The sequence below is a fragment of the Mucilaginibacter psychrotolerans genome (assembly GCF_004519315.1).
GTDB lineage: Bacteria > Bacteroidota > Bacteroidia > Sphingobacteriales > Sphingobacteriaceae > Mucilaginibacter > Mucilaginibacter psychrotolerans.
The window spans coordinates 1-26,270 of the sequence record NZ_SOZE01000049.1 but is presented as its reverse complement, the minus strand read 5'-3'; the positions used below and the strand labels follow the sequence as shown (position 1 = coordinate 26,270).

Below are 26,270 nucleotides of genomic sequence, written 5' to 3'. Positions count from 1 at the left end.
TTTATTGAAAATTAGCATGCCCCAAGGCTTTCGCCTCAGCATTTGTTAAAGCCCTGTGAGGCACTTTTTCAAGTTCTCCGGTATTTTTATCCGTGAGCTCTTTTATTTTTTTTGCCCTGATAGTATCTGCAAAGCTATTGATTACGGTGTCAAGCCGGGCAATTTCACTTTGGGTAAGAACTTTCCTAACCGCAATTTCACGCTCATTCAATAACTGCAAAAGGCGTTTTTGTCGGTCATACGCTTTAAGGGATTTATTTTTGAAAAGGGTGTCCAGCGAGTACCGGTTAACTTCCATGGCTGCTCGAAGTTGCGCAGCTTTATGATTACTAATGCGCATCGAGATGGCAAGCACTTTATCGGGCTGGTTAGTTAAGCTGTCTTTCAAGCTCTGCGCCGAAACTTTCGCTGGCCCAATAGTAACCAGTACGATTAAGGCTATCCAGAATTGATATTTTTTCATTAGTTAAAAGTTGGTAAAGCAGTGTATGTATAGTTGTCCCCGGTTAGCCAAAACGTTAGTGTTGAGGTATCTGTGATGTGCCCGGTTCCGGTCCGCGGGTCAGTATAAGTATTCGCCGATGTAATGATCTGATTCCCTAAAAAGTATCTATTGACACCAGCGGAAATATGGTACGAACCATATCCTGTAGTGAAACCTCCTCCACCGTACCCGTAAGTATAACTATTATTTGATGACACTATCGGATCAATATTGCTTGTGAGAATATAAGGCTGCGTACACTGATCGTCTGAATAAAAGGCTATATAAATTTCCGCTGTAGTTTGTTCATAATAATTATCTGCGTCAGTATAGGAACTATTATAGGTCTGATTTAATACTTCGATACGGGCGTACACAGTCGCTGTAGGGCCATTATTTGTGCTGAAGCAATTGGTTTGTTGCCCTCTATAGTTGTAACAAAATGCTTTGATAATATTGCCGTTCAGGTCTTTAATGAACGACAATCTGTTGAAATTATCGTATTCATACGTAGTAGTCCTTCCGCTTTGATCGGTAACACTGGTTAGGCCAACCAATGGTTTGTAAGTAAAAGTTGTCATCATTGCTTCCGCGGGGTGCAGCCGGATGTCATCAAACCAGATACTTCCGCCTCCTGTGGCGTTACCATTGTTGTCAATTCTCAAACTTAAAAGGACTACATCAGCGGGAACCAGAAACTCCTTTTCAACAAAAACCCAACTGTTGGTCACGGTTGTACTTACCGCATCAACGTAGGAAAAATATCCAGTTTCTCCGGCCCGTTTCATGAATAGCACCAGCTCTGCCCCGGATTTATTACTGTATATCCATCCCGAATATTTATAGGTTCTGGGTGCGGTTAAACTTATCGTCAGCCATTTTTTGCTGTGGCTGTATACTTCACAAACACAGGCGTTTGGATTATCGATCCTCGCCGAAGCTCTGCCGCTATGGCTAAATGACTTGTCATACACGACATCGAACCAGGTATCTGGCTCTTCGAAGCCATCGTAAAATATTTCATTCACTTTGGCATTATTCGATTTCACCGTCAGGTACTGGCTATTATATCCGTATAAATAAGAGTCACTTTTTACGTTTATCCAATTGGAAGCATTGCCTGGATCTACAATATTGTTAACAGATTCTTCCATTAAGTTCCCGCTCAGATTATCGACCTTGATGAAATTCCGTTTTACCTCCATACGGCTGTCTATAATGGGAGTTTCATAACTGGAGTTGTATTGCATCCCATATTTTATGTAGTCCGTTACCGGGTGGTCTATGGATAAACTGTAGGCGTATTTCGGCTGCACAAATAAATTATTGTCATTGGGCCTAAAAGTCAACAGGTCCGCTTTCAAAACATTGAACACGCCATTTATTTTTTTAGAGTACACCGTTTCGATTGGTTTCGAAACAATATTATTAAGTGCCATATACGTGAGCGGCGTTTGCGGAATACCCAGGAAACCAGGCAAGAACACATGGGGTGTCAGGTCATCAACATATGTATATTCGATTTTTTCTTCCTCCGCTTTGCTGTTTGTAGTAGTCACCTGCTTCGGAAGAAACAGCCTCGGCTCATAAGTATAAGCGGTTATTTTTTCAAGCGGATTCAGTCCATTAAGGTCATAATCCGTTTCAGTGCTTTTGACTAGTAACAAGTTACGCCGCATAAAGCTATAAGATGCAATATTATAATAATGGATTATAATTGGGTTGGAGTATTTAAACGCTACAATCGCCGCCTTAGTTCCCCGGACGCTATCCAGTTTTGGGCTCAATTCATATTCATTAAAAATTTTCTTCACCAAAGCGCCCGTATTATTATAGGCTAAGCTGTATTTTACCTGACCGCGAGCGTATGAAAAAGAGGTCTTGGGGCTATAAGGGGGAGCGTTGGGGTTTGATAGAGACGTCGGCTTATAGTCGCTGCCCATCGTGAAGCTTTTATCAAAGTCGGGATAATCGATGTTATTTGTGAAATAGGTAACATTTTTCGAGTTATCCATATTGATTTGCGTAACCATATCGTAACCAACTGAATTGCCACTAAGATCGAAAAGTGAAGTAGATGAGATATCGGTGAGATTAATAAAAGGGTGGTTAACCGACTGGCTGGGGAAGAACAGATTAACCATTATTTGACCGACAGCCAAATACACGTCCGTATTTAATTTAAAATTTGTAATAGGTATTACGATTGGTGGCAAGCCCCCCGACCCTGGCGCACCGCTTCCGGGCACCTGTGGATAGTTTTCGTGCAAGGGCGGAACCACGTTATCCACAATTGTATTCGGATACGACTGTTGAGGAACCTGTGGTAAATAGCTTGAAGGAATATTTGGCAAACCTTGAAACGAACTGGTTTCCGCAACCATGGAAGAATAAATGGGTAAACCGGCTAAATTCCTGCCGGTAGATTTGCCATTCGCATCAACATAGGAATAAGATACCGATTTTGAAGGGAGAGTGCTGGTCCCGTCGAACGAAGACACCTTCTTTATCCTTAATCCACCGCCATTATTGCTAATTACCGATGTGCCCGACATATAAGCATATTGGTTAAGTTCGTACTCAAAGGTACTGTAACCTCCGCCAGGGTTAATTGTTTTGGTAAGGATATTCGCCTGGCATCTTACCGGATCCGGCACTTTTATAGCAGCATCGCGACTCGGGTCATACGGCTCTAGTCCAACGGGTATCTTTATATTTGCCAGAGTTTGATACACGATTAATGACCCCGGTATACTTCTGTCATACGGATTGCTGTTATAGAACCCCCAGTGATCAAACTGGACTGACTTTCGCGATGGTAGATTTTGAAGCGTATTGTATTCAAAACTGTAATAATCAATTGACTGCATATTTTTGTTATCCCAAAGCAGTATCTTGTCAAGCTTGAGCCTCTTTTCTTCAATGTCGGATGATGTAGGGGTGCTCAGGAAATAAGAATATACGAACTCGAACTTTGCAATAGGATCACTTAAATTATTACGGATATTAAAATATTTCAGTCTTTTCCCGCCGGCAAGATCCATCCTCCCCTCATAAAAAAAACTTGCTTGCCCACTTTTCGTAACAATAGTGGAAATATACTTGGGTGCGACAATAGTGACATATGTATTTTCCGCTCCTTGCCGGGCCGTCGAACCATCAAGCTCAAGCGGGGAGCTATAACTGGATTGGATGTATCGCGCCACAGAGCGGTTTTTATAATATTTGTAGGAGTAATTTTCCCCGGTTTCGTAATTGACTGTAACGGTTTCTGTTTTGTCCGCCGATACAATTTTATCGAGATGCCAAGTGGAGGGGAAATTTAATACCCGTGAATTATTGTCAAAAGTTTCGCTTTTTGACGATGTATTATCAATCGAGGCCGATGAACTCCCGAAATAATAATTGTTGCCATCGGGATCCGCAAGTATGAATGAAGGTACCTGTTGCCCAGACCAAGGATGGTTGATAACCCTCACCCCGTTCTCATTGATTAATACAGCACCCTTTTCTTTGGAAAAAACGAATTTCCCGGAATAACCTGGAAAAGAATAATAGAACACGTCTGGTTCTTCGTCCCAGTCCCCGCTAACGATTTTGTCCAAACGATACAGATAGGTTGCCGCAGCATGGGCACCTGCATTCTGCCCAAAAAAGCCGTCAGGCTGTTCGTCTGGAAGCGAGTTCATTTGCCTGGAAATTTCCCCGCATGCAATAAATTCCCAACCCAATCCGGTACTCCCCGCCATATCCTGGACTTTAATGCCGCCTGATGAAACATAATTAAGCCCAATTGGGATAGCGAATTTAGCAGTCTTCAAATTATAGAGGTCCGCTGTTATCTGGACTTTTCCGCTGTACATATCGACCGGTGTATCCATATCTTTTATTAATGCAGCCGAATTTGGCGAAGGAGGTACTTTCGCATTGTTTTCACTGAATTGAGCAAGAGCACTGTGCCCGGTAAAAAAAAGGAGTAGAAAAAAAATTAGACGGGTCGTCAATTTTAGCTTCATGAAATTGTGTTTAAGGTATGGTTGTTTAATGCCTGAGGTCCGCAATACCAATTGCATCTAAAAACAAAAAGATTATGCAGTCAAAGTTGTGCGATATTCGATGGCGGCGATTAAGATTAAAATTCACAATGTTTAATTTGGAATTCTCTATTGAAGGGCACAGCGTTTCCCCCGTAATAAACGAATAGACTAACGCCAAAAACGCGCCTGAGCGAGGTTGATTGAACTGGCCAGAAAATAAAAGGAATAGGTGCTTCACGCATTTGCACCATATATAGAAAATTTTGGCAGACTTTTTTCATACGACTTGTGATATAAGTTTAAGGAATTCGTCTGTAAGTTATGAAGAAGCGATTAATTTCAAAAAAGTATTTTCAAATAATCTCAAAAAAATAGACAACACAGCGGCAACGACGTATTTTTGATCTTGGTTCTTTAATTTTGAAGGTGCCTGGCTCTACCTCCGACACGTTCAATCCTGCATGCGCGTTGATTATTCTGCTCGTCCCAATCACGGTTGCATAAAACCCAAAACGTTTAAGCAAGCGAGTCTATAATTATAGATAAAACGGCAATACATCATCGTAAAAGTTGACTTGTGAATTTACTACGTTATCTTATTTCATTTTGGAGAACAATATTAATCGTTCTTTGGCCTGAAGTTCATAGTATTTCGGAATAAAACGGTGGTAAAGGCTACATTGCGGGTCTTTGCCGTCCACTCGGTAAACGGGACATCCGCTAGTGCAAACAGAACGATAGCGGCATTTTTTGCAATCGTCGGATTTTGCATCTTCGTGATGTTCGCCGCTGGCGATCATGTCCACAAGGCTTAATTCGTCGTTGAAAATAGAAACGCCGGGGACGTTATCATCCCCGAATTGAACATGGCAGTATTTAAACGTACCATCAACGTATACCGCACCGCCCGAGAACCCCGAGGCACAGGTTTGGAAACCCAGTTCATTCGGCTTAAGGTCGCAGAACTGGAAGCGTTTAGAGAACTGCCAGCCGTTTTCGATGGCTTCCTGCATGATGGCATAGGATGCCGACAAATATTCGTCTAATAATTCAGCGTGGATTTTTTCGCCCTTAACAATGGAATATCGAAACGGAATATCTAACGCGACAAGGTAGCGGGTTAATTCCGGCAAACCTGTAAGGTTGAGATTGGTTACAACCGTATTAATTGATACCGGAATGCCTTCCGCAATCAGCTTGCGCAAATTCGTATCGACAATGCCGAATGAACCGCAACCGGACCGGAAACTGCGCGTAGCATCGTGCGTTTTTTCGACACCGTCCAGCGATACGCCAAAGCCGATGCCGTACTGCTTGGCAAAATCGATAATCTCATCGCTTAGCATGGTTAAGTTGGTCACAAAGCCCGCATCAAACTTGCAGCCTACAGCCGCCAACGCTTTCCTTGCCTCGGGAATAAATATTTTCCAGTTATTGAATTGCCCTAACGGTTCGCCGCCTGCAAGCCGCAACCGTATATGCCGGATGCCATCTTTTTGCGCTGCCTCCACCATTTTGTGAAGCAATTGCATTCTTACGGCTTCCGTCATGCCTTTGCCCGTGTTCAGCGTAGAGATATAGCAATAGCTACAGCCCAGGTTGCAGGCGTTGGTCGTGTGTATCCAGAAATTGAGCAGTTGCGGCGCGGCTGGCTTTACCGGCACGGAAAACCCGTCAAAGCTGATAAGCTCAGTTTCGCCAAGCATGGCAAAAAACTGATCCAGCGTATCCAATGGCATTGCCAGTTTATCGGCAATTGCCTTCACATCATCAACGCCGTTCACCGCCTCTAAAATCTTCTGCTGGCGTTGGTTCAGCAAGCGGAATGAATTGGGATAGGTACAATTCACCGCATAAGCAAGGCCATCGCCAACAGGGCGTAGCAATAAATCAGGCGATTTACGTGGTATCAGGTTCATAAGTGCGATCCGATTGAGAAATTTCAGATTAATTACTGCAATCACCGTAGTTAATCGAGGTTTGCAAATCGTTTATGCTGTTGTTATTAGCCGTCTGTACTTCAAACCTGTTGCTGCAATCTCCATAAGAAAAAGAAAGATTTACCGAATTATTCGAAATGTTCGCTGAACGGGTCGCGGATAAATCGTCAAAAAGGATGTCGTTGTTGTTTACTGTCGTCATGATAAATTGAGTTTAATTAATCTGTATTTCGTTTTCCTGTTTATTTATTCTCGTTAATAATGTATGGACAGAACTCGGGTGCCATCTGCCAATGGCGTAAAAAGTAGGCACGGCTTTTTTATTAAGCGCTTTGCATACCGCACGCTCGGTAACGATGCCCCGTTTCTTCAATCGCTGGATAACAGGAGCCATTTTGAGGGCAAAATCTTCGGCTGCCTGCTTATTGGCAACCGATAAAAAGAATTTACCGTTTTTTCCAAGCTCAACGCCGCGATTTTTCGCAGCCCTGAGTGCCTCTCTGGTCGTATCGCTAATACGCTGCCTTTGTTCTTCTGCTACCGCCGCAAGGATATGGATAGTGAACTTGTTGGCATGCGGGTTATCAGCTACCTTAACCTCAATTTTTGATTTCTGATTAAACAGCCTGGCAATCTGTTCCACGTCCCTTCCCAATCGGTCGAGTTTAGCAACAACCAACGTTGCCTTGTTACGCTTACACAGGTCGAGTGCCTCGAACAAACCCGCACGCTCCTTGCGGGTAGATTTCACTTCTATTATCTGTGTTAGCAATTCATAGCCGTTATTTTGACAGTATTGCTCTACTGTGTTCTGCTGTGCTTCTAACCCTAAGCCGCTCCTGCCTTGCCTGCCAGTTGAGACCCTATAATACGCAACTGCCTGTTCCATGTGCGTCCTTTGTTGCTCACCACTAAACCATCGTTTATATTTGAGTAGAAAATGATTAAATATCGCTTAAGGCTGATTTAAAAAGCATTGTAAATCAGTGATTTTAAACTTTTACTTTGTGAAATAAAGCAGCTTTTTACTTATGTGTTGAGGATGGTTTGCTAATAAGCAAATCGAAGCGAATTTTTATCATATGGTGACTGCGATGGTTCTGATTTTTTCTCTCGTTCTTTCTTTTCTTGCAATACTGATTGCCTTTGATCAAGCGCGCCAACAGCGCGTCCATAACCAGAAATCTGTAAAGCCTCTGCCGCAGATAGATTTGATGGACCGTGATGGGCTGCTATTTGTCCATGTGCAAAACAATGGGGTTGGCCCGATGACCGTGGACAAATTGACTTTTACCAGAAATGGAAAGAAATCATATCGGATACAAGACTGTCTGGAAATAGACCCCAAAAAATACCATCACATAGAAGTTACCGATACGAATAAGAAAGTGGTTATCCCCGGCGGGTTTTTATTGGTCTTTTCTGAACAACTCGATCCGAGCGACAATCAAGAAATGATCGAGTTATTCCGGCAACAACTCTCCGCGCTGCACCTCAAAGTAGAGGGGCGCGATATTTACGACAATAAAATTTCGATTGAAAAAAGCCTTGCTTGGTTTGCGCGGCATAATAAAAACGCGTAATGTAAAAATCTGTGTTTGTTTAGTATCGCCGCTCTTACTATCTATAAGGAGCTTGAAAATAACAAGCCTGATGAGATTTAACTTTTAATTCAACTCAAGGCGTTTGTTTTTTATATTAGAGTACCAATTACGACCAAACATTATGAGGACTTAAACAAAAGTTTTCATGGCAAATTCCCCCACTTCAACCGTTAAGAAACGTCCTTGTGTCTGCGGAAGCACTCATTGGAATCGTACACCCCGCCCGATATTGTTTAAAACGGTATTGTTTTGGATACCGCTCAAATAAATGCTACGTCTGCGACAGGAAAAGATGGTTTTGGGCGAAATGACAGAATTAACTTAAAAAGAAAATACTACTTTTGATTTTCTACTATTGGTGGCATCCGCCATCATTGTGATAAGGTTTAGGTTAAAACCCCGAAACAGCGAGTGTGCCGGGGTTTTGTTTTGATGTTTTGCTAAGTCGGCCCTTAATTAATCCGTTCAATTGAGATGGGATAATAATGGCTCGCGTCGGTTTTGTTGAATTAAAACCCCACTACGGCATCCAATGCCTCATCCGCTTTTTGATGGGAGAAATTAGATTGGTAGATCATCGTCGTATTGATGGATTCATGCCGGTAAAGCCTTTGCAATACTTTTGGCGACACGTTCATTTCTTCTGCCCGCTGGGCAAAGCTATGCCTGAATTTATGCGGCGATATATTCTTGGTGCATGCCATTTTTGTCATGACAACTTTGATGGCTTTGTTGATTCGATTTTCGGCAGTGTTGATTTCTTTGCGCAGTTTCATGCGGTCGTCGAGATTGTTTAATCGGTTCAGGTCTGGAAATACCAGCCCGTTAATGTTCTGTACGGATTTGTATTGTTCCAGGATGACAGCGGCTTTTGCGGGCATTTTTAAAGAACCGGGCTCACCATTCTTCGACATCTTGTAATATAGCCGCCCGTTCTGAAAGTCGGACCATTTGAGTAGCAGCGTATCGGTGATACGCATCCCGGCGAAATAATAACCTACCAGGCAAACATTCCGTGCATGGTTGAGAGATGGTTTGTCTGATAAATCAAGTGTTTCAAGTTGGTTTAGTTCTACTTCGTTTAACCCGATCTTGATGGACTCCGGGAACTTGATCAGTATTTTTCCATCGGCACCGAAAGGATAATTTTCGTTAGATACGGCTTTAGCAGTAATCGCCCTGTTCCATAGCGTTCGGATAATCAGCAAGTGGTTGATGATTGTCCGTTCACTCAAAGGTTTTGGCGATGTTTTGCTGTTGCCCACCCTCTTCCTGTCTTTGCGCAGGTAGACAGTGTAACGGTGCAAAAAATCTGCATTAACTGCTGATACCGGCAAATCATCGTTTTTGCTAAATTCATAGAAACGCACCAGACGGCTTTTATCCGCCAGGTAAACATCGCGGTTTCCGCATTCAAATTGTTCTTTCAAATATTGATCGGCGATTTCTTTGAACGGTACGCCTTTGCTTTTTTGTTTCCCGTTTGCTTTGTCCCGGATGGTCGCTTTTATCTGCTGCGCGGAAACTTTCAATTCGTCTGTTTCAAGTCGCAGGGCTTTGTCGCGTGCCTCAGAAAGCTTTTTGCTCAGGTAATTGGTGAGCCGTGCAGCATTTGGAAAGGATTTTTTCACCTCTTGTTTTTTTGCGTCCCAAAGGTCACGGTTGGGTAGCGTGTGCCCTTCGAAAATGTAAGAGGGTTTTCCGTTGCACCAGATCTTGATGCCAATTGGGTACTGGCCGTCCTTATCAGGGCGGCTCCATGTGATGATTTTAGCGGTTGCCATTGCGAATTTTGTTAATGTGAAAATTTGTATTTTCGCATCAGCAAGCTAAGAATTCTGTTAACGGATTGTTAACGATTTTGGTGGCCCTGTATGGCTCAATCTATTATAAAATGGCTTTCAGCCTTAGCAAAAACGCCATTTTTAAACGTATCAAACCACACTGGTATAAATCAATTAGGGTTTGAAACCCATCGCTATTTTAGTTTTGTATCAATAACTAAAATAACCGTTGCCCTTATTTTAGTTTTCCATGAAAATCTAAAATAGTGCCTGATAACGGCCTCTACTCATCCACCATCAATCCCCTTACCTCAAATATCAAGGGCTTCTTTGGAGTGGTCGTTTTCTTCCCGGCTATTTTATCGTTAGGGCTAATGGGCTTTTGCGCCACGCCATCCATAATAACTATGCGACCAGCAAGGGCCTTAGGCAAATTTATTCCGTAGTTCTTGAAATGCGCGGCGATGATTCTCCCTTGGCCTGCATCCATTTCAAACCAGCCGCCTTTGGGTTGGGTTACACGGATAACGCGGCCCCTAACCGCGGTTGTGATACGGGTTTGCCTGTCCATGCGTGTTTCCAGCTGCGCGGCGCTTACCGGGCCCATGGTATTTGGCTTTAGTCCGTACACTGAGCCATGCGGCAAAGGCGGCCTTTTTTGCGCAAAAGCTAAGCCGCTTACCAATACCATCCAAAGCGTGAATATAATTACAAGAACCCGCATGTGATAGCAACATTACTTTGCGCGAACGGTTTTCTATTAAACTGCAATATGTTTTTTTTTCTTGAAGCCTGTTGTGGCCCAATGCAGTAATTAAGATATTTGCCGCAAGGAAACCAGAATGTTATTAGCACGATACCAGCACGATTTATTGGAAGCAGGCTGCGATGAAGCCGGCAGGGGTTGCCTGGCGGGACCGGTATTTGCCGCTGCGGTAATCCTTCCGCACGACTTTGACCATCGTTTGCTTAACGATTCAAAACAGCTCAGCGAAGAAGCGCGCTACCAGCTGCGCACAGAAATTGAGCAAACGGCCATCGCCCACGCCGTTGCATGGTGCGATAACCACGAAATAGACCGGATAAACATCCTCAACGCATCGTTCTTAGCTATGCACCGCGCTATTGAGAAGCTGCATTTAACGCCGCAGTTTTTGATCATCGATGGTAATCGCTTCAATAAATATGGTAGCACACCGCATGCCTGCATCATTAAAGGCGATGGCAAATACTTCAGTATTGCGGCAGCATCGATACTCGCCAAAACCTATCGCGACGATTACATGTGCCAGATTGCCGCCGAACACCCCGAATACAATTGGCTAAGCAACAAAGGTTACCCAACGGTAAGCCACCGCAATGCGGTGCTTGAGCTGGGCCATACGCCATATCATCGTAAAACTTTCCGCATTACCGATCCACAACTGACTATTTTTTAGGCCTCGCGTTGCCAAAGCGTGCCTCGTTTGATACCTTTGGCCAAACCAGTTATAAACAACGCCTTGAGGATACTTATTTTAACGCACCGTGTACCGTTCCCCCAAAACGGAGGTTATCCTATTGTGGTAGGCAATACCATAAAAGGCCTGGTTACGCATGGGCATCAGGTATCGCTCATTTCTATCAACGTAAAAAAACATACCGATAAGATTTCTGAACGCGACGAGCTGCTCAACAAAATAGCCTACACCGAGTATGATATCGACACCCACGTATCTGCAGTAGAGTTCGTAAGCAACTTGTTCACCAAAAACCCCTATAATATCGATAAGTATTATACCGCGGGTTTCGAGAAGCTTTTGGTGCAGAACCTGAAGGATAACACTTATGACATTGTGCAGCTGGAAGGGCTCTTTGTAGCGCCTTATCTCAGCGCTATACGCAAAGCATCCCGGGCCAAGGTAATATACCGTGCGCACAATATAGAGCACCAGGTATGGCGCAGGCTGGCTCAACAAAAAGGCGACCCCTTTAAAAAATGGTACCTAAACCTGCTTGCCCGCCGCGTAAAAACCTACGAGCTGGAACTGCTGAACAAATTCGACGGGATCGCCGTGTTTACGGCGCAGGATAAAACCTCCATGCTATCATTCGGCGCCAAAATACCTTTGCAGGTACTACCCATTGGGGTTGATTTAACGCGCTATTGCCCCGAACCCGATAAGACCGAATACCCCAGCTTATTCTTTTTAGGCTCGCTGGATTGGTTGCCCAACCGCGAAGGGATAGAATGGTTTATAGAAAACTTTCACAAGGAAATAGTGGACGGGGACCTGAAGGTAAAGTTCTATGTGGCGGGCAACAGCATCCCCGAAGAGTTTGACGAATACGAGGTGCCCGGAAAAGTGTTTATACAGGGTGAGGTAGATGATGCGCTGGAGTTTGTAAACAGCAAATCTATTATGATCGTTCCGCTGCTGAGCGGCGGCGGCATGCGCGTAAAGATAGTAGAAGGTATGGCCATGCAAAAGTGCATTATCTCTACCACCATAGGCGCCGAAGGCATCAACTTTACCGATGGGAAGGACATCATTATCGCTAACAACGCAGATGAGTTTTACAAGGCCATGCTCAGGTGTATTCGCGATGAGGAATACAGCCGAACTGTGGGCAAAAATGCCCGCCTGTTGATAGAGCAACAACACGATGTAAATAAAGTAACCGAGGGCTTGCTGGCCTTCTATCGGTCGGTTATATAAACAGCGGGCAATTAAACCCTTTTTGCTACTTTTGCCCCCGTTAAACGAGAATCATGAAAAATACTGCATTAACTGGGGTACACACCCAACTCGGCGCTAAAATGGTACCCTTTGCGGGCTACAACATGCCGGTACAATACACAGGCGTAAACGCCGAACACGAAACCGTACGCAAAGCCGTTGGCGTTTTCGACGTAAGCCATATGGGCGAATTTATCCTGAAAGGCGATGGCGCATTGGCCCTGATACAAAAAGTAACCAGCAACGATGCCAGTAAACTTTATGATGGCAAGGTGCAATACTCCTGCCTACCCAACGAAGATGGCGGCATTGTAGATGACCTGCTGGTTTACCGTATAGACGAAAAGACCTATATGCTGGTGGTAAACGCATCCAACATCGACAAAGACTGGGACTGGATTTCCAAATACAACACCGATGGCGTAGATATGAAAAACATCAGCGATCGCACATCGTTGCTGGCGGTACAAGGCCCCAAAGCAGCAGATGCGCTCCAGAGCCTAACGGATATCGACCTGGCATCGATGGAATACTACACCTTTAAAAAGGGCACGTTTGCAGGTATAGAGAATGTGGTAGTGTCTGCCACCGGCTATACCGGCGCGGGCGGTTTCGAGATATACTTCGATAACGAGCATGCCGAATTTATTTGGGATGCCGTATTCAAAGCCGGCGAACCCTTTGGTATAAAACCTATTGGTTTGGCCGCACGCGATACCCTGCGTTTAGAAATGGGTTTTTGCCTATATGGCAACGATATCGACGATACCACATCGCCGTTAGAAGCCGGCCTGGGCTGGGTAACCAAATTCAGCAAGGAGTTTACCAATTCAGCAGCTTTGCAGGCCCAAAAACAAGCTGGCGTAAGCCAAAAGCTGGTTGGCTTTGAAATGGTAGACCGCGGTATCCCACGCCACGATTACGCCATTGTAGATGCCGAAGGCAATAACATCGGCAGGGTAACGTCGGGCACGCAATCGCCATCGCTGCAAAAAGCCATCGGGTTGGGTTATGTAAAGAACGAATTCGCCAAAGAAGGCTCAGAAATTTATATCAGCATCCGCGATAACAAAATAAAAGCAAAGGTGGTAAAGCCGCCGTTTTACAAATAGGGGCTTCGCCCTTCATGCACTTCGTTGTCATTGAGTCATTAGGTCATTGAATCATTATTCCATAGCGATTCTTTTGTTATACAACACCCACCAATGACTCACTGACCTAATGACTCAATGATTTAAATGACCCAATGACGCGTAATTTAGACGTTTGCCTCACCCCTGCACTTATCCCCATATATAACGTATCCGACTACATTGTGGTGGTTATCGATATCTTCCGCGCTACCTCATCGATCTGCTACGGCATAGAAAATGGTGCGGAGGCTATCATCCCGGTATCTGAGGTGGAAGAATGCGCCGCCTATCGCGAAAAAGGGCTGGATTACCTGCTAGCTGCGGAGCGCGATGGGAAAGTAGTTGCCGGTTTTGATTTTGGCAATTCGCCATTTTCCTATACATCAGAGAAAGTATCGGGTAAAACCGTAGTGCTTACCACTACCAATGGCACGCACGCGCTGCATTTATCGCGCAGCGCAAAACGCATCGTTATCGGCTCGTTCTTAAACCTCACTGCACTTTGCACCTGGCTTAAAACCCAAAATGAAAACATCCTGCTGGTTTGCGCGGGCTGGAAGAACAACTTCAACCTGGAAGATACCTTGTTTGCCGGTGCGGTCATCGAGCAGCTTAAAGGCGATGGCTATGTGCTTGACGACCCAGCCATCGCCGCTAACGACCTTTTCCAACTGGGCAAAAACGATATTCCACAATACCTCAGCAAAACATCGCACGGCGAACGCCTTAAAAAACTGGGCATAGAAAAAGACATTGCCTTTTGCCTGCAGGTAGATCTAACTACCGCCATCCCCGTTTTGGATGGCGATCAATTGGTGACACTGGTTTAAGCACCTTCGTAGAGACGCAATATTTTGCGTCTCCAGCATGCAAATCACCCACGCAAATCGATGATGCACATACGGCTATGCAAAGTAGAGAAGCAAAATATTCCGTCTCTACGCGCCTTTTGCTGCCTTGCGGCGATTGCGCCACCGTTTAATGAGCAGGTAAAACCCAAACAATACAAACCAATAAGGCCATAAGGATAACACGCCGAAGAACAGGCTTTGCAGCAATGTGTATCCATCGCTAAACGATTCCTTCAACTTGTACCAAAAGCCCACGCTGGTTTCTACCTGTGCAGGTTGCGTGGTATAAAAGGTGATGGATAATGAACTATATGCTACCTGCTTGTTGAGGTAGTTGAACTGTCCCTGGGTAGATTCTATATCTGACCGTATGTCGGCCAGCTTGTTTTCAATCTCCAGCATCTCGGATATTTTTGTCGCCCGTTTTAGCAGTTCCAGGTAGCGCGCTTCCAGCAGTTTTTTATTCTCCAGCCGGGTTTTGGTATCGATGAACTCCGTGGAAACATCTTTTATGCTGATGTTCTTGCTGTCAATCTTTGTAGCGGTAGAGGCTACCGAACCCAGGAAGGCATCAAAATTTGCGGCGGGAATCTTAACACTCAATACGAATTCCTTCCGGTTATCATTGCCGTTATCGGTTTGGTTATCCTCCTCCACATAGCCGCCTTGTTTTTTGAGCGAGGCCAATATTTGTTTACGGGTAGCTGCCACATCTCCGGTTTCGAAGCGAATGTCGCCCGTTTTTATTATCTTTTTTTCAATGGTGGCCGCGGGCTTGTCGGCTGCAACCTGATGAACGTCGGCATTACCAACAGGTTCGTCAATAGCATTGTCGGCTGAAACCGTCATCTGCTCGGCATCCGGCACAACTACCGGCGGCGGAAACCTGACGGCGGATAGTTTCGGTTTCGGCGGCATAATTAGATTGAGGCTTTTCGGGCTGTCGTCAAGGGCAACGGAATCTACGGTAACTGCAAATGCCTCTGGGTGCGGCTTTTTATTACATGCCACAAGGCACATTAATGCGGGTAAAAAGATAAGATAGGTTTTCATAATAATACGGTTTGATTTAAGCTTCAAACGCCCTTTGCATTATTATATTATGTAATATTCAATTTAAACAAAATATAATTCTGTTTAAATTCGAATAAAGGAATGTTATATTGAATTGCGATTATTTTAGCTTCTCATTATTCCGGTGCCGGTCGGCATCGCGTATGCTTTTCTTGACCATGTTTTTCTCCAGCGCCTCGGTAAGGTTAATACCCGTTTGGTTTGCCAGGCATATCAGCACGAAAAGCACATCGGCCATTTCGTCGGCCAGGTTAACTTCTGTGTCAGATTTTTTGAAGGATTGCTCGCCGTATTGCCTCGCCATAATACGGGCAACCTCGCCAACCTCTTCCATTAAAATGGCGGTATTGGTCAGTTCGTTAAAATAACGGATGCCGGTAGTTTTTATCCAGTTATCAACAAGGGCTTGGGCTTCGTCTAAGGTCATGGTAAATTTTTGAGTGAACACGAATTAAAGGAAATTAAGACGGATTTCACGAATTACTGGGGAACGAATTGAGTGAACACGAATTTGAAGAAATTGAAACGAATTTCACGAATTAAGTTAACAGGAATAGAGTCGAATTTAAAAACAGATTTCACGAATTTTTAGCTTCTATGTTACTTAGAATACAACGCGTTGATATTCGAATGAAGGTGCACCGAAATTCAGCACCAAACCCAAACGCAAACCGGATGCTTTCAGATAGTTTAGCGTTTGTTTGAGATAGGGTTCGCCGATATAGTCGGCAGCTTTCACTTCAAGAATAATATTATCTAACACAACAAAATCAGCTGCAAAACAGTGCTTCAGTTTTTGATCCCGATAGTAAATGTCGTATAGCTTCTCTCTCTGATAAAAATAACCAATCCGCGCAAACTCTATTTCTAATGCGTCTTTATAAACAACTTCTTTGAAGCCATGCCCTAAAGCCTTATGCACTTCAAAGCAGGCCCCAATAATTTTGTAAGATTCTTCCTTAAATAAAATATCCGCCATAGCTAATTAAGCCGTCAACTAATTCGTGAAATTTGTTTAATTTTTTTAATTCGTGTTCACTCAAAATCTTCAGTCGCCCTTTCGTGAAATTCGTCTTAATTTTTTTTAATTCGTGTTCACTCAAAATCTCCAGTTGCCCTTTCGTGAAATTCGTCTTAATTTTTTTTAATTCGTGTTCACTCAAAATCTCCAGTTGCCCTTTCGTGAAATTTGCCTTAATTTTTTTTAATTCGTGTTCACTCAAAATCTTCAATTGCCCTTTCGTGAAATTCGTCTTAATTTTTTTTAATTCGTGTTCACTCAAAATCTCCAGTTGCCCTTTCGTGAAATTCGCCTTAATTTTTTTTAATTCGTGTTCACTAAAAAACTTCAGTTGCCATTTCGTGAAATTCGCCTTAATTTTTTTTAATTCGTGTTCACTAAAAAACTTCAGTTGCCATTTCGTGAAATTCGTCTTAATTTTTTTTAATTCGTGTTCACTCAAATAGCCACTAAACTATTTCCTCAATGGCCTTCTTTATCCTTAGTATCCATCACAATGGTAACAGGTCCATCGTTCAATAAACTTATTTTCATATCAGCTCCAAAAATGCCGGTTGCTATCTTTTTACCCATGAGGGCTTCCAGAACGGTTATCATTTTCTCATACATCGGTATCGCTTTATCCGGCCTGGCGGCGCGGATAAACGAAGGACGGTTGCCCTTCTTGGTTTGGGCAAACAGCGTGAATTGCGAGATAAGCAGAATATCGCCACCAACATCGGCAAGGGCTTTGTTCATCAAATCGTTCTCATCACCAAAAACACGCATGCCAACAATTTTTTGAGCAAGCCATTGCAGGTCTTCCTCGGTATCGGCATCTTCAATGCCCACTAAAACCAAAAAGCCCATTCCGATTTGCCCGGTAATGCTGCCATCAACCGTGCAGGATGCTTGGGTAACGCGTTGTAATACTGCCCTCATTGTCTTGTCTCTTGATTCTTATCTCTTGGTTCTCTCTCCTACGCCCTTGTATCATTCCCATTATAAATACTCAGGTAGCTATCGTACCGGGATAGGGCAATATCGCCTTCTTCAATTGCCTCAAGTACAGCGCAGCCCGGTTCGTTAATGTGGCGGCAATTGTTGAAGCGGCATTGGTTCATCAGCCCGCGCATCTCTGGGAAGAAATGTCCAAGCTCCTGTTTTTCTATATCGATAACACCCAGTTCGCGGATGCCGGGGGTATCGATGATGTAGCCACCCTGCGGTAGTTCGAACATTTCGGCAAAGGTGGTGGTGTGCATGCCTTTGTCGCTCCAGTCAGATATCATGTGGGTGCGCAGGTCCAGGTTGGGTAGCAGGCGATTAATGAGACTGGATTTGCCCACGCCCGAATGGCCGGAGAATAAAGTCACCTTATCTTTCAACAAATCCTGCACGGTATCGATATGCGTTCCTTCTAAGGCAGAAACCGAATAGCATTTATAACCTATATTCTCGTAAACTGCCTGGTATTCTGCTAATATCTCAAGCCCCTCGTCGCTAAACAAATCGAGTTTGTTGAATATGAGGCAAGCCGTAATGCCATAAGCTTCGGCGGTAACTAAAAAGCGGTCGATAAAGCCGAGTGAGGTGCGTGGCGATGCGAGGGTTACCACCAATAAAGCCAAATCAAGGTTAGCGGCAATGATCTGCGCCTGCTTGCTCAGGTTGATGGATTTACGGATGATGTAATTTTTGCGCTGGTGCAGGTTGGTTACTACCCCGGTTTCCTGCTCGGGTTCCATTTCAAAATCTACCATATCACCAACAGCCAAGGGGTTGGTGGTAGTGATCCCTTTGGTGCGGAATTTTCCTTTAATACGGCAATCTATTACCTTTTCGCCAGCTTTCACCTGGTACCAGCTTCCGGTTGATTTTGTTACGAGTCCCTGCATATCCAGCACCAAAAATACTCAATTACATCGTTTTATTCGCCATCGCCCTATTTAGTGATGCAATACAGGCGATAACTGCCGTATTCATTTTATCCAGGTATTCCCTTATCATCCCGCGGCTTAAGCTCATCGAAGTTATTAACCCTAAATGTTTCCTCTTATACAGCTTGATCAAATACTCCGGATCGTTTTGGTAACCTATCTTATTCAGCACGCCATTCTTTGGCCGGAAACTGATTTCGTAAATTTTATAAGTGTAAAAGTTATTGCCGGTGGTTATTTTGATAGAAACCGCAGCGAAGTAATCGATGGCGATCAACCCCGGCGACACTTTGTATGTTAACATGGCCTGGTCAAAAACAGCCGCACTTGTATCAACTTCCCGGTCTGCCGGGTAAGGGCGATAGTTTTGGAAATAGCTTTTGAACCAGGCACCGGCTGCGCTATCTAACAGCGTTTTGTTACCCGTTACCTTAACCGTGTCTTTATAAATCAACTGATCATTTACCATAGGCAGCTGATATACCAGCGAATCTTTTACATTCTGGGCAAGGGCGCACTTAAGCAAAAGCGTCAAAACTGCTGTTATTAAATACCGTTTCATATGCGTTAATGTTACAAAAAATACGCATGATAACGGATATCTAATAAAAATGAAAATAACCCTTGTTTGTTAGGAAATAATCTACTTACTTTACCGACATTATATATGAGACTTAACAACACCATTATTACAACCATTATTACCACCGGGATAAAACACGGAGGAAGATAATCGTATGGTGTAAAACATAAAGACAAACCAAATGAAAGCCTTCCTCCGCAAAGAGGAAGGCTTTTTTATTTTTTATCGCAATAATGAAAGTTTTAAAATTCGGGGGAACCTCGGTCGGGTCGGTAAGCAGCATCAAAACACTGCTCGACATCTTAAAGGAAGAAAACAAGAACGGCAGCAAGCCTGTAGTGGTATTATCCGCCATGAGCGGCATTACCAACCTGCTGGTTGCTATGGCAGAGGGCGCAGCAGCCGGTAAGGAATTTACGGCAGAATTAGCCGAACTGGAACGCCGCCACTTTGAAGTGGTAAAAGCCTTGCTGGATATCCAAAACCAAAACCCGGCTTTTACCCGCTTAAAAATACACTTTAACCAGCTGGAAGAATTGCTGCAGGGTGTGCTTACCCTGCGCGAGCTTACGGCCAAAACCCGCGATACCATCCTGAGCTTTGGCGAACGCTGCTCGGCCATGATGATCGCAAAAATTGCGGCACAGCATTTCCCCGAAGCCATCTTTGTTGATGCTTCCGAACTCATCAAAACCGATAGCGCATTTGGCAATGCCCGTGTGAACATGGAGTTGACCGACCGCCTGATACAGGGCTTTTATGCCGAAAACAGCGATAAGCTGCTGGTGGTAACGGGCTTTATTGCCGGTAACGAAGCCGGGCAGATCACCACCCTTGGCCGTGGCGGCAGCGATTACACCGCAGCCATATTCGGCTCGGCGCTACATGCACAGGAAATACAAATATGGACCGACGTAAACGGCATGATGACTGCCGACCCGCGCATGGTAAAAAAGGCATTCTCGCTGGAAGAACTTACTTATACCGAAGCGATGGAGTTATCGTACTTCGGCGCCAAAGTAATTTACCCGCCAACCATGATACCCGCCTTTTTGAAGAAGATACCAATCGTCATCAAAAACACTTTCGAGCCGGAGTTTGCGGGCACCGTTATCCGCCACGATTGTAAAGCATCTACCCTGCCTATCAAGGGTATCTCCTCCATCAATAACATCAGTATCCTCAGCCTCGAAGGCAGCGGCATGGTGGGCAAATCGGGCTTCAGCGGTCGCTTGTTTTCCTTGTTGGCCAGGGAGCAAATCAATATCATCTTAATTACCCAGTCCTCATCAGAACATAGCATCACCTTCGCGGTGCAACCGACTGATGTAGGCAAGGCCCAAATGCTAATAGAACAGGAGTTTGAACTTGAGCTATTAGCCAATAAGCTGGAACCCTTGGTGGTAGAAAAAGGACAGGCGATATTGGCCATCGTAGGTGAAAATATGAAACAAACGCCGGGCGTAAGCGGCAAGTTGTTCCATGCACTTGGCCGCAACGGTATCAACGTAAGAGCAATTGCGCAGGGCTCATCGGAGTACAACATCTCGGTTATCATCTCTGCCACCGACCTGGCAAAAGCGCTGAATGCGGTGCACGATTCATTCTTTATCGAGCTTACCAAAACACTGCATGCCTTTTGCCTCGGTACCGGCAACATCGGCAAAACATTGTTCAAACAACTGGCAGATAATGCTGGATTTTTGCAGAAAAACAACGGAATCCAGGTGAAAATCGCGGGCATCAGCAATACCCGCAAAATGGTTTTCAACAGCGATGGTTTATCGCTGGATAGCTGGGAAGATGCATTGGCGCAATCGCACCATGAGGCCGACCTGAAAACATTCATCCACCATATGAAAGAGATGAACCTGCCCAACTGCGTGTTCATCGATAATACCGCCAGTCCAACACCAATAGGTTTCTACGAGGAGATTTTCAAATCAAATATATCGGTAGTAACCTGCAATAAGATAGGCAACTCGGCAAGTTATAGCCAGTACAAAACATTCAGAGATACCGCACGCCGTCACGGGGTTGATTTCTTTTACGAAACCAACGTAGGTGCCGGCCTGCCTATCATCCGTACGTTAAAGGATTTGATGAGCAGCGGCGACAGGGTGCAACGCATCGAAGCTATCCTATCGGGAACCATATCGTACATATTCAATTACTTTAAAGGCGATGCCAATTTTCACGATGTGGTAAAGGAGGCTCAGGAAAAAGGCTATACCGAACCTGATCCGCGCGACGACCTCAGCGGCAAAGATTTCATGCGCAAGATGCTGATACTTGCCCGCGATGCCGGTTACGAAATGGAAGCCAGCGACGTACAGATAGATGCCATATTACCCAAAGCCTGCCTTGAGGCCCAAACCGTTGAAGATTTTTATGCTGCATTAAAGTCTGAAGATGCTTTCTTTGCAAACCTGAAGGATACGGCAGAGAAAGACAAAAAAGTATTGCGTTACATTGGCAAGCTGGAAAACGGCAAGGCATCCATAACCCTGCAAATGGTTGATGAAAACCATCCTTTTTATATGCTGAGCGGCAGCGATAATGTTATCTCTTTCACAACTGATAGGTACAAAGAGCGCCCGCTGGTAGTAAAAGGCCCCGGTGCAGGTGCCGAAGTAACCGCCGCAGGTGTGTTTGCTGATTTGATAAACGTGGGCGCGAATTAGCCCCCTAACCCCCTAAAGGGGGAATAGAATTTTAGCCCCCTAGCCCCCTAAAGGGGGAACTATAGTTTGAATATAAAAATGGAAAATATAAATAATACTATTGAACCAACCCTTTCAAAAGCTCCTCCGCTGGTTAGCGGAGGCGGGGGGGGCTCGACGATTGCTGTTTTTGCACCCGCTACTGTTGCCAATGTGGTTTGCGGTTTTGATGTGTTAGGCTTCGCGGTAAACGAACCAGGCGACGAGGTGATCATGCGGATGACCAATAAACCCGGCATCACCATCAGCAAAATAACCGGCGATGATGGTCGCCTGCCACTTAACCCGGCCAAAAATACCGTAAGCGTAAGCGTACAACACTATTTGGAAAGTGTTGGCCGTACCGATATTGGTTTAGATATAGAACTGCACAAAAAAATGCCTATCGGCAGCGGACTGGGTTCGAGTTCGGCAAGTACCGTTGCTGGTTTATTCGCCATCAAAACGCTTCTGGGCGATGAAACGGATGCAGCCACCCTCCTCCCTTTCGCTATGAAGGGTGAAGAAATGGCTTGCGGTCATGGCCACGCAGATAACGTAGCGCCGGCCCTATTAGGCGGCTTTGTGTTAATTAGAAGCTACGAGCCGTTGGATGTAGTTCGCCTCCCGCATCCAGCCGGTTTATGGTGCGCCATTGTTTTCCCGGATGTGGATGTACCTACCCGCGAGGCCAGGCAAATCATCCGCAATAAAATTTTCATGAAAGATGCCGTTACACAATGGGGCAACATCGCCGGCCTGGTAAGCGGCCTGTTTATGCAGGATATCGATTTGATTGGCCGCAGCATGCAGGATGTACTGGTAGAACCCGTACGCAGCATGTTGATTCCTGATTTTTATGTAATGCGCCAGATAGCGATGGAAATGGGCGCGGTGAGCTTCGGCATCTCCGGTTCCGGGCCATCTGTTTTTGCCTTTACAAGAGATGAGGAAACCGCCAAACGCATTACCCAAAAATTGCAGCAGCACTTAACCGGCATCAAAATAGGCTCTAACATTTACGTATCAACTATAAACGATGCGGGGCCGAGGGTGATAGGGTAGTTCTCTCCACTACGTCATTGCGAGGAACGAAGCAATCCTCGGCAAGCAGGGCGGATATGCAAAGTTTAGAGATTGCTTCGTTCCTCGCAATGACGCGGGGTTTATTACAATTCTGATTCAGACGACTAAATGAAATTCTACAGTACCAACAATACCGACCTGAGAGTTGGCTTCAAAGAAGCCGTTTTTAACAGCATGCCGCAGGATAAAGGGCTTTATATGCCCGTGGAAATACCACATCTGGGGGATAAATTCATCCATAACCTGGATCAGTACACCCTGCCCGAGATTGCTTATCATGTGGCACAAAACCTGCTTGGCGACGATATCCCGGCCAACGACCTGAAAGCACTCATTAAAGATGCCATTAACTTTTACGCCCCGGTGGTAAAGCTGGAAGATAACGTAAACGTACTGGAGCTTTTCCATGGGCCGTCACTGGCCTTCAAGGATTTCGGCGCGCGTTTCATGAGCCGTATCATGAGTTACTTTTTGGAGGAAGGCGAAAAACAGCTGGATGTACTGGTGGCGACCTCAGGGGATACCGGCGGTGCCGTTGCCCTTGGTTTTTTAGGCGTGCCCAATACCCGTGTGACTATCCTTTACCCTAAAGGCAAAGTAAGCGACATACAGGAATTACAACTGACCACTAACGGCCAAAATATCCGCGCGCTGGAAATTGACGGCACTTTCGACGATTGCCAGGCCCTGGTAAAACTAGCCTTTACCGATGCCGAACTGAACGCAAAATTCCGCCTCACTTCGGCCAATTCCATCAATATTGCCAGGCTTATCCCACAAACATTCTACTACTTCAATGCTTATGCGCAGTTGCTTAAACGCGGCAGCAGCAAAGTGGTATTTGCGGTACCAAGCGGCAACTTCGGTAACATAGGCGCGGGCCTGCTGGCCTGGAAGATGGGGCTGCCCGTTGAACGATTCATTGCGGCAACAAACGCAAACGATACCGTGCCCGAGTTTTTAAAAACCGGCGTGTACCAGCCCAAACCATCGGTTGCAACACTATCCAACGCCATGGACGTAGGCAACCCAAGCAACTGGGTACGTATTGCCGATTTGTTTAAAGAAGACCCGGAGGCTTTGAATGCACTCATTGCCGGCTATACTTATAGCGATGAGGATACTCTGGGCGCTATACAAGAGCTATTCGACAGCTACCAATACGTGGCCTGCCCGCATACCGCCATTGCGTGGAAAGCCCTCAAAGCCTATCAGCAGGAACAACAGGTGGGCGATATCGCCGGCGTGTTTTTGTCTACCGCGCACCCCTGCAAATTCCCGGATGTATTTACCGAACAAATTGCCGGGGAAATTGTCGTGCCTGCGCAGGTGAAAGAGTTGGAACAAAAAGACAGCAAAGCCGTAAGTTTAGGTGCCGGATTTGATGAATTTAAGAGATATTTGCTGCAAAACAGTTAAGCATGAGCAAGATTAGTCTTAAACAGGCTTTCAAACGATCAACCCTGCTTGCAGCCCTGCTGGTTTTGGGGCTGAGCAGTTGTAAAAAGAAAATGCCTTTTACCCGCGATGGATGGCACGATGGCGACGGCATCAATTTCCCCAACCGGTATATGATGGTGGAAGATTTGATGGCAACGCACAAGCTTAAAGGCATGACCTACAAGCAAGTGGTGCGCCTGCTGCATTCGCCGCAGCGCAACAGCCATACCGACAAGAGCTTTTATTACGATATCACCCTCGAAATGAAAGGCATCGATACGGCTTATTTTAAAGGGCTGCTATTTAAATTGAATGCAGATTCGGTAGTAACAGATGTGCAGGTATTTGAGAAGACAGCTAAAAAGAAGGAAAAATAGTCTGCTAAACTCTACCTTGTCTTAGTATTACAGATAATTATTCATCGCCATAGGGTTCAAAAACCGCGAAGACTATAAAATCGTGCGTTTCACCGTATATATGACTGGAGTAAAGTCGATGCTCTGATGTAAAGTATGAGTCTGGAGTATGCGCGCAACTGTTGGTTTCTATATCATCAAGCAATTCCAATTCTATTTCAGAAGGTGCCATTTCGTAATAAGCAATCAGCTTCGCTTCACGCTTTTCAATGTTAATATCTAAATAAACTCGTCGGAGATTGGGCGTGACCTTAAACGGCAAAAACCTTAAAGCTATGTTATACAATTCCCACTTATATTCCGCCGTTGTTTTATTTAGCTGAAAAGACGAGTCGGGAAATGAATCCAATAAAAGTCTTCGAGCTTCTTCCGTAGAAACCGTTTCGCCGTTTTTACTTTGCCCAATCGCAATATTTATTTTATCAAGCAAGAGTAATTTATCCGTTATTTCAGCAAAAGTAAAAATGGAAGGCATTCCATTTACCATGTTTAAGACCTCTTCTTTTGTCAACATCCCCAAAAATTTGGCTAAAGATACTATCCGTACATTCAATTAAAATTGTTTATTTCGCTTAAAATTATCATGATCAACACCATCATATTCGACCTCGGCGCAGTACTTATCGACTGGAACCCCGATTACATGTACCGCAGCATTTTTGCCGATGAACAGGAAATGCGCCATTTCCTCACAAACGTTGCAACTTCCGACTGGAACGAGGAGCAGGATGCCGGCCGCTCCTTACAGGACGGCACGGAATGGCTGGTTGCTAAACACCCCCATCACGAAGAAAACATCCGCGCCTTTTATGGCCGCTGGATAGAGATGCTGGGCGATGCCTTTGAAGGCACCGTAGAAATATTTAAGGAACTTAGGGAAAGCGGCAAATACAAAATATACGCCCTTACCAACTGGTCGGCCGAGACCTTCCCCATGGCGCAGCAAAAGTTTGATTTCCTGAACTGGTTTGATGGCGTAGTAGTATCGGGCGAAGAAAAAATGCGCAAGCCTGCGCCAGAGTTTTACCAGATACTATTAGATAGATACAATGTAAACCCGGCAGAATCTTTATTTATCGACGATAATTACCGCAACATACTGGCGGCAGAGAAAATGGGTATTAATTGTATCCATTTTACAACTTCAGATAAATTGAAAGAAGAACTGTTGGCTATTGATATCCTTTAGTTTTTAACCGCAGAGTTACACAGAGGTTGCGCAGAGGGTCACAGAGACTTCTGAATAATTGCAAAGCTCTGTGCACCTCTGAGGTTTCTCCGCGCCCTCTGTGGTTAAAAAATCGCCAATCGCAACAAAGCCTGCAAGATCACTCTCGCAGGCTTTTATATTAATTATGCGAATCAAGGGTCAAAATACGTTGATAACTTTAATAGATAATTGCCTGATTATGAGGTTTTTATTTGTCTATTAATTTGGTTAAAGCCCTGAAAATCAGTATCTTAAAGAAGATTTCC

24 protein-coding genes are annotated in these 26,270 nt (G+C 44.8%); 10 read left to right on the top strand and 14 right to left on the bottom strand.

The window, feature by feature from the left end; genetic code table 11:
• Window position 1: 1 nt before the first annotated feature.
• From E2R66_RS26595 to E2R66_RS26580, 4 genes are all read right to left on the bottom strand, one after another.
• On the bottom strand, window positions 2–463 hold the full coding sequence (locus E2R66_RS26595) for a hypothetical protein (protein WP_133236592.1): 462 nt from the start codon (window positions 461–463) through the stop codon (window positions 2–4).
• Window positions 463–4,500, bottom strand: a complete 4,038-nt coding sequence (locus E2R66_RS26590) for an RHS repeat domain-containing protein (protein WP_158288515.1) — start codon at window positions 4,498–4,500, stop codon at window positions 463–465. Before E2R66_RS26590 ends, E2R66_RS26595 begins: the two co-directional genes overlap by 1 nt.
• A 617-nt stretch (window positions 4,501–5,117) precedes the next feature.
• The gene (locus E2R66_RS26585) at window positions 5,118–6,440 is read right to left on the bottom strand and encodes a radical SAM/SPASM domain-containing protein (RefSeq protein WP_240049540.1); all 1,323 of its coding nucleotides are present in this window, start codon (window positions 6,438–6,440) and stop codon (window positions 5,118–5,120) included.
• A gap of 235 nt (window positions 6,441–6,675) precedes the next feature.
• Window positions 6,676–7,350 (bottom strand): recombinase family protein, encoded by a 675-nt coding sequence (locus E2R66_RS26580; RefSeq protein ID WP_133236596.1) that lies wholly within the window; start codon window positions 7,348–7,350, stop codon window positions 6,676–6,678.
• Window positions 7,351–7,543: 193 nt separating this feature from the next.
• Between E2R66_RS26580 and E2R66_RS26575 the strand changes: the two genes are divergently transcribed.
• The gene (locus tag E2R66_RS26575) at window positions 7,544–8,044 is read left to right on the top strand and encodes a hypothetical protein (protein ID WP_240049539.1); all 501 of its coding nucleotides are present in this window, start codon (window positions 7,544–7,546) and stop codon (window positions 8,042–8,044) included.
• 530 nt (window positions 8,045–8,574) lie between these two features.
• Here E2R66_RS26575 and E2R66_RS26570 read toward each other — a convergent pair.
• Together E2R66_RS26570 and E2R66_RS26565 are read right to left on the bottom strand one after the other, a co-directional pair.
• Window positions 8,575–9,849 (bottom strand): site-specific integrase, encoded by a 1,275-nt coding sequence (locus tag E2R66_RS26570; RefSeq protein WP_133236600.1) that lies wholly within the window; start codon window positions 9,847–9,849, stop codon window positions 8,575–8,577.
• Between the two features lie 283 nt (window positions 9,850–10,132).
• Complete coding sequence (locus E2R66_RS26565; protein ID WP_133236602.1) at window positions 10,133–10,573, bottom strand: DUF4920 domain-containing protein; 441 nt, start codon at window positions 10,571–10,573, stop codon at window positions 10,133–10,135.
• A 118-nt stretch (window positions 10,574–10,691) separates the two neighbouring features.
• On the opposite strand from E2R66_RS26565, the gene E2R66_RS26560 reads away from it, so the two are divergent.
• From E2R66_RS26560 to E2R66_RS26545, 4 genes are all read left to right on the top strand, one after another.
• Window positions 10,692–11,288, top strand: a complete 597-nt coding sequence (locus tag E2R66_RS26560) for a ribonuclease HII (protein WP_133236604.1) — start codon at window positions 10,692–10,694, stop codon at window positions 11,286–11,288.
• Between the two features lie 63 nt (window positions 11,289–11,351).
• Window positions 11,352–12,548: a glycosyltransferase family 4 protein gene (locus E2R66_RS26555; protein WP_158288514.1), complete on the top strand. Its 1,197-nt coding sequence runs from the start codon at window positions 11,352–11,354 to the stop codon at window positions 12,546–12,548.
• A 53-nt stretch (window positions 12,549–12,601) separates the two neighbouring features.
• On the top strand, window positions 12,602–13,681 hold the full coding sequence (gcvT, locus tag E2R66_RS26550) for a glycine cleavage system aminomethyltransferase GcvT (RefSeq protein ID WP_133236608.1): 1,080 nt from the start codon (window positions 12,602–12,604) through the stop codon (window positions 13,679–13,681).
• 134 nt (window positions 13,682–13,815) lie between these two features.
• A complete protein-coding gene (locus E2R66_RS26545; RefSeq protein ID WP_133236610.1) occupies window positions 13,816–14,532 on the top strand; it encodes a 2-phosphosulfolactate phosphatase in 717 nt (238 codons plus the stop codon).
• Window positions 14,533–14,640: 108 nt separating this feature from the next.
• On the opposite strand, the gene E2R66_RS26540 is transcribed toward E2R66_RS26545, so the two are convergent.
• The 7 genes from E2R66_RS26540 to E2R66_RS26510 form a co-directional block, all read right to left on the bottom strand.
• Window positions 14,641–15,606 (bottom strand): DUF4349 domain-containing protein, encoded by a 966-nt coding sequence (locus tag E2R66_RS26540; protein ID WP_133236612.1) that lies wholly within the window; start codon window positions 15,604–15,606, stop codon window positions 14,641–14,643.
• Between the two features lie 121 nt (window positions 15,607–15,727).
• Window positions 15,728–16,054, bottom strand: coding sequence for a nucleotide pyrophosphohydrolase (locus E2R66_RS26535; protein ID WP_133236614.1), 327 nt, complete (start codon window positions 16,052–16,054; stop codon window positions 15,728–15,730).
• Window positions 16,055–16,231: 177 nt separating this feature from the next.
• Window positions 16,232–16,606 (bottom strand): GxxExxY protein, encoded by a 375-nt coding sequence (locus tag E2R66_RS26530; protein ID WP_133236616.1) that lies wholly within the window; start codon window positions 16,604–16,606, stop codon window positions 16,232–16,234.
• Window positions 16,587–17,090 (bottom strand): hypothetical protein, encoded by a 504-nt coding sequence (locus tag E2R66_RS26525; RefSeq protein WP_134737968.1) that lies wholly within the window; start codon window positions 17,088–17,090, stop codon window positions 16,587–16,589. The genes E2R66_RS26530 and E2R66_RS26525 overlap by 20 nt, the downstream gene beginning before the upstream one ends.
• Window positions 17,091–17,110: 20 nt before the next feature.
• Complete coding sequence (dtd, locus tag E2R66_RS26520) at window positions 17,111–17,569, bottom strand: D-aminoacyl-tRNA deacylase (RefSeq protein ID WP_133236620.1); 459 nt, start codon at window positions 17,567–17,569, stop codon at window positions 17,111–17,113.
• Window positions 17,570–17,607: 38 nt separating this feature from the next.
• A complete protein-coding gene (gene rsgA, locus E2R66_RS26515) occupies window positions 17,608–18,525 on the bottom strand; it encodes a ribosome small subunit-dependent GTPase A (RefSeq protein WP_133236622.1) in 918 nt (305 codons plus the stop codon).
• 22 nt (window positions 18,526–18,547) lie between these two features.
• Entirely contained in the window at window positions 18,548–19,129 is a 582-nt protein-coding gene (locus E2R66_RS26510) for a hypothetical protein (RefSeq protein ID WP_133236624.1), read from the bottom strand.
• 254 nt (window positions 19,130–19,383) lie between these two features.
• Between E2R66_RS26510 and thrA the strand changes: the two genes are divergently transcribed.
• From thrA to E2R66_RS26490, 4 genes are all read left to right on the top strand, one after another.
• A complete protein-coding gene (gene thrA / locus E2R66_RS26505; RefSeq protein ID WP_133236626.1) occupies window positions 19,384–21,834 on the top strand; it encodes a bifunctional aspartate kinase/homoserine dehydrogenase I in 2,451 nt (816 codons plus the stop codon).
• A 78-nt stretch (window positions 21,835–21,912) separates the two neighbouring features.
• Window positions 21,913–22,917, top strand: coding sequence for a homoserine kinase (locus tag E2R66_RS26500; RefSeq protein ID WP_133236628.1), 1,005 nt, complete (start codon window positions 21,913–21,915; stop codon window positions 22,915–22,917).
• Between the two features lie 129 nt (window positions 22,918–23,046).
• A complete protein-coding gene (gene thrC / locus E2R66_RS26495) occupies window positions 23,047–24,357 on the top strand; it encodes a threonine synthase (RefSeq protein WP_133236630.1) in 1,311 nt (436 codons plus the stop codon).
• 2 nt (window positions 24,358–24,359) lie between these two features.
• The gene (locus tag E2R66_RS26490) at window positions 24,360–24,755 is read left to right on the top strand and encodes a hypothetical protein (protein WP_133236632.1); all 396 of its coding nucleotides are present in this window, start codon (window positions 24,360–24,362) and stop codon (window positions 24,753–24,755) included.
• Between the two features lie 37 nt (window positions 24,756–24,792).
• Here the strand turns inward: E2R66_RS26490 and E2R66_RS26485 are convergent, their stop codons facing one another.
• Window positions 24,793–25,308: a hypothetical protein gene (locus E2R66_RS26485; protein WP_133236634.1), complete on the bottom strand. Its 516-nt coding sequence runs from the start codon at window positions 25,306–25,308 to the stop codon at window positions 24,793–24,795.
• A 69-nt stretch (window positions 25,309–25,377) separates the two neighbouring features.
• Between E2R66_RS26485 and E2R66_RS26480 the strand changes: the two genes are divergently transcribed.
• Window positions 25,378–25,983 carry an HAD family hydrolase gene (locus E2R66_RS26480; protein WP_133236636.1) on the top strand — a complete coding sequence of 202 codons (606 nt, stop codon included), beginning with the start codon at window positions 25,378–25,380 and terminating at the stop codon, window positions 25,981–25,983.
• Window positions 25,984–26,270 lie beyond the last annotated feature (287 nt).

Excerpts from the sequence above, each read along its gene's own strand:
- E2R66_RS26575 (WP_240049539.1), top strand. The coding sequence starts at position 7,544 with ATGGTGACTGCGATGGTTCTGATTTTTTCTCTCGTTCTTTCTTTTCTT.
- E2R66_RS26510 (WP_133236624.1), bottom strand. The coding sequence starts at position 19,129 with ATGAAACGGTATTTAATAACAGCAGTTTTGACGCTTTTGCTTAAGTGC.
- E2R66_RS26560 (WP_133236604.1), top strand. The coding sequence starts at position 10,692 with ATGTTATTAGCACGATACCAGCACGATTTATTGGAAGCAGGCTGCGAT.
- E2R66_RS26585 (WP_240049540.1), bottom strand. The coding sequence starts at position 6,440 with ATGAACCTGATACCACGTAAATCGCCTGATTTATTGCTACGCCCTGTT.
- E2R66_RS26580 (WP_133236596.1), bottom strand. The coding sequence starts at position 7,350 with ATGGAACAGGCAGTTGCGTATTATAGGGTCTCAACTGGCAGGCAAGGC.
- E2R66_RS26590 (WP_158288515.1), bottom strand. The coding sequence starts at position 4,500 with ATGAAGCTAAAATTGACGACCCGTCTAATTTTTTTTCTACTCCTTTTT.
- E2R66_RS26565 (WP_133236602.1), bottom strand. The coding sequence starts at position 10,573 with ATGCGGGTTCTTGTAATTATATTCACGCTTTGGATGGTATTGGTAAGC.
- E2R66_RS26535 (WP_133236614.1), bottom strand. The coding sequence starts at position 16,054 with ATGACCTTAGACGAAGCCCAAGCCCTTGTTGATAACTGGATAAAAACT.
- E2R66_RS26485 (WP_133236634.1), bottom strand. The coding sequence starts at position 25,308 with ATGTTGACAAAAGAAGAGGTCTTAAACATGGTAAATGGAATGCCTTCC.
- E2R66_RS26540 (WP_133236612.1), bottom strand. The coding sequence starts at position 15,606 with ATGAAAACCTATCTTATCTTTTTACCCGCATTAATGTGCCTTGTGGCA.
- dtd (WP_133236620.1), bottom strand. The coding sequence starts at position 17,569 with ATGAGGGCAGTATTACAACGCGTTACCCAAGCATCCTGCACGGTTGAT.
- thrA (WP_133236626.1), top strand. The coding sequence starts at position 19,384 with ATGAAAGTTTTAAAATTCGGGGGAACCTCGGTCGGGTCGGTAAGCAGC.
- E2R66_RS26500 (WP_133236628.1), top strand. The coding sequence starts at position 21,913 with ATGGAAAATATAAATAATACTATTGAACCAACCCTTTCAAAAGCTCCT.
- thrC (WP_133236630.1), top strand. The coding sequence starts at position 23,047 with ATGAAATTCTACAGTACCAACAATACCGACCTGAGAGTTGGCTTCAAA.
- E2R66_RS26490 (WP_133236632.1), top strand. The coding sequence starts at position 24,360 with ATGAGCAAGATTAGTCTTAAACAGGCTTTCAAACGATCAACCCTGCTT.
- E2R66_RS26570 (WP_133236600.1), bottom strand. The coding sequence starts at position 9,849 with ATGGCAACCGCTAAAATCATCACATGGAGCCGCCCTGATAAGGACGGC.
- E2R66_RS26530 (WP_133236616.1), bottom strand. The coding sequence starts at position 16,606 with ATGGCGGATATTTTATTTAAGGAAGAATCTTACAAAATTATTGGGGCC.
- E2R66_RS26480 (WP_133236636.1), top strand. The coding sequence starts at position 25,378 with ATGATCAACACCATCATATTCGACCTCGGCGCAGTACTTATCGACTGG.
- rsgA (WP_133236622.1), bottom strand. The coding sequence starts at position 18,525 with ATGCAGGGACTCGTAACAAAATCAACCGGAAGCTGGTACCAGGTGAAA.
- E2R66_RS26545 (WP_133236610.1), top strand. The coding sequence starts at position 13,816 with ATGACGCGTAATTTAGACGTTTGCCTCACCCCTGCACTTATCCCCATA.
- E2R66_RS26595 (WP_133236592.1), bottom strand. The coding sequence starts at position 463 with ATGAAAAAATATCAATTCTGGATAGCCTTAATCGTACTGGTTACTATT.
- gcvT (WP_133236608.1), top strand. The coding sequence starts at position 12,602 with ATGAAAAATACTGCATTAACTGGGGTACACACCCAACTCGGCGCTAAA.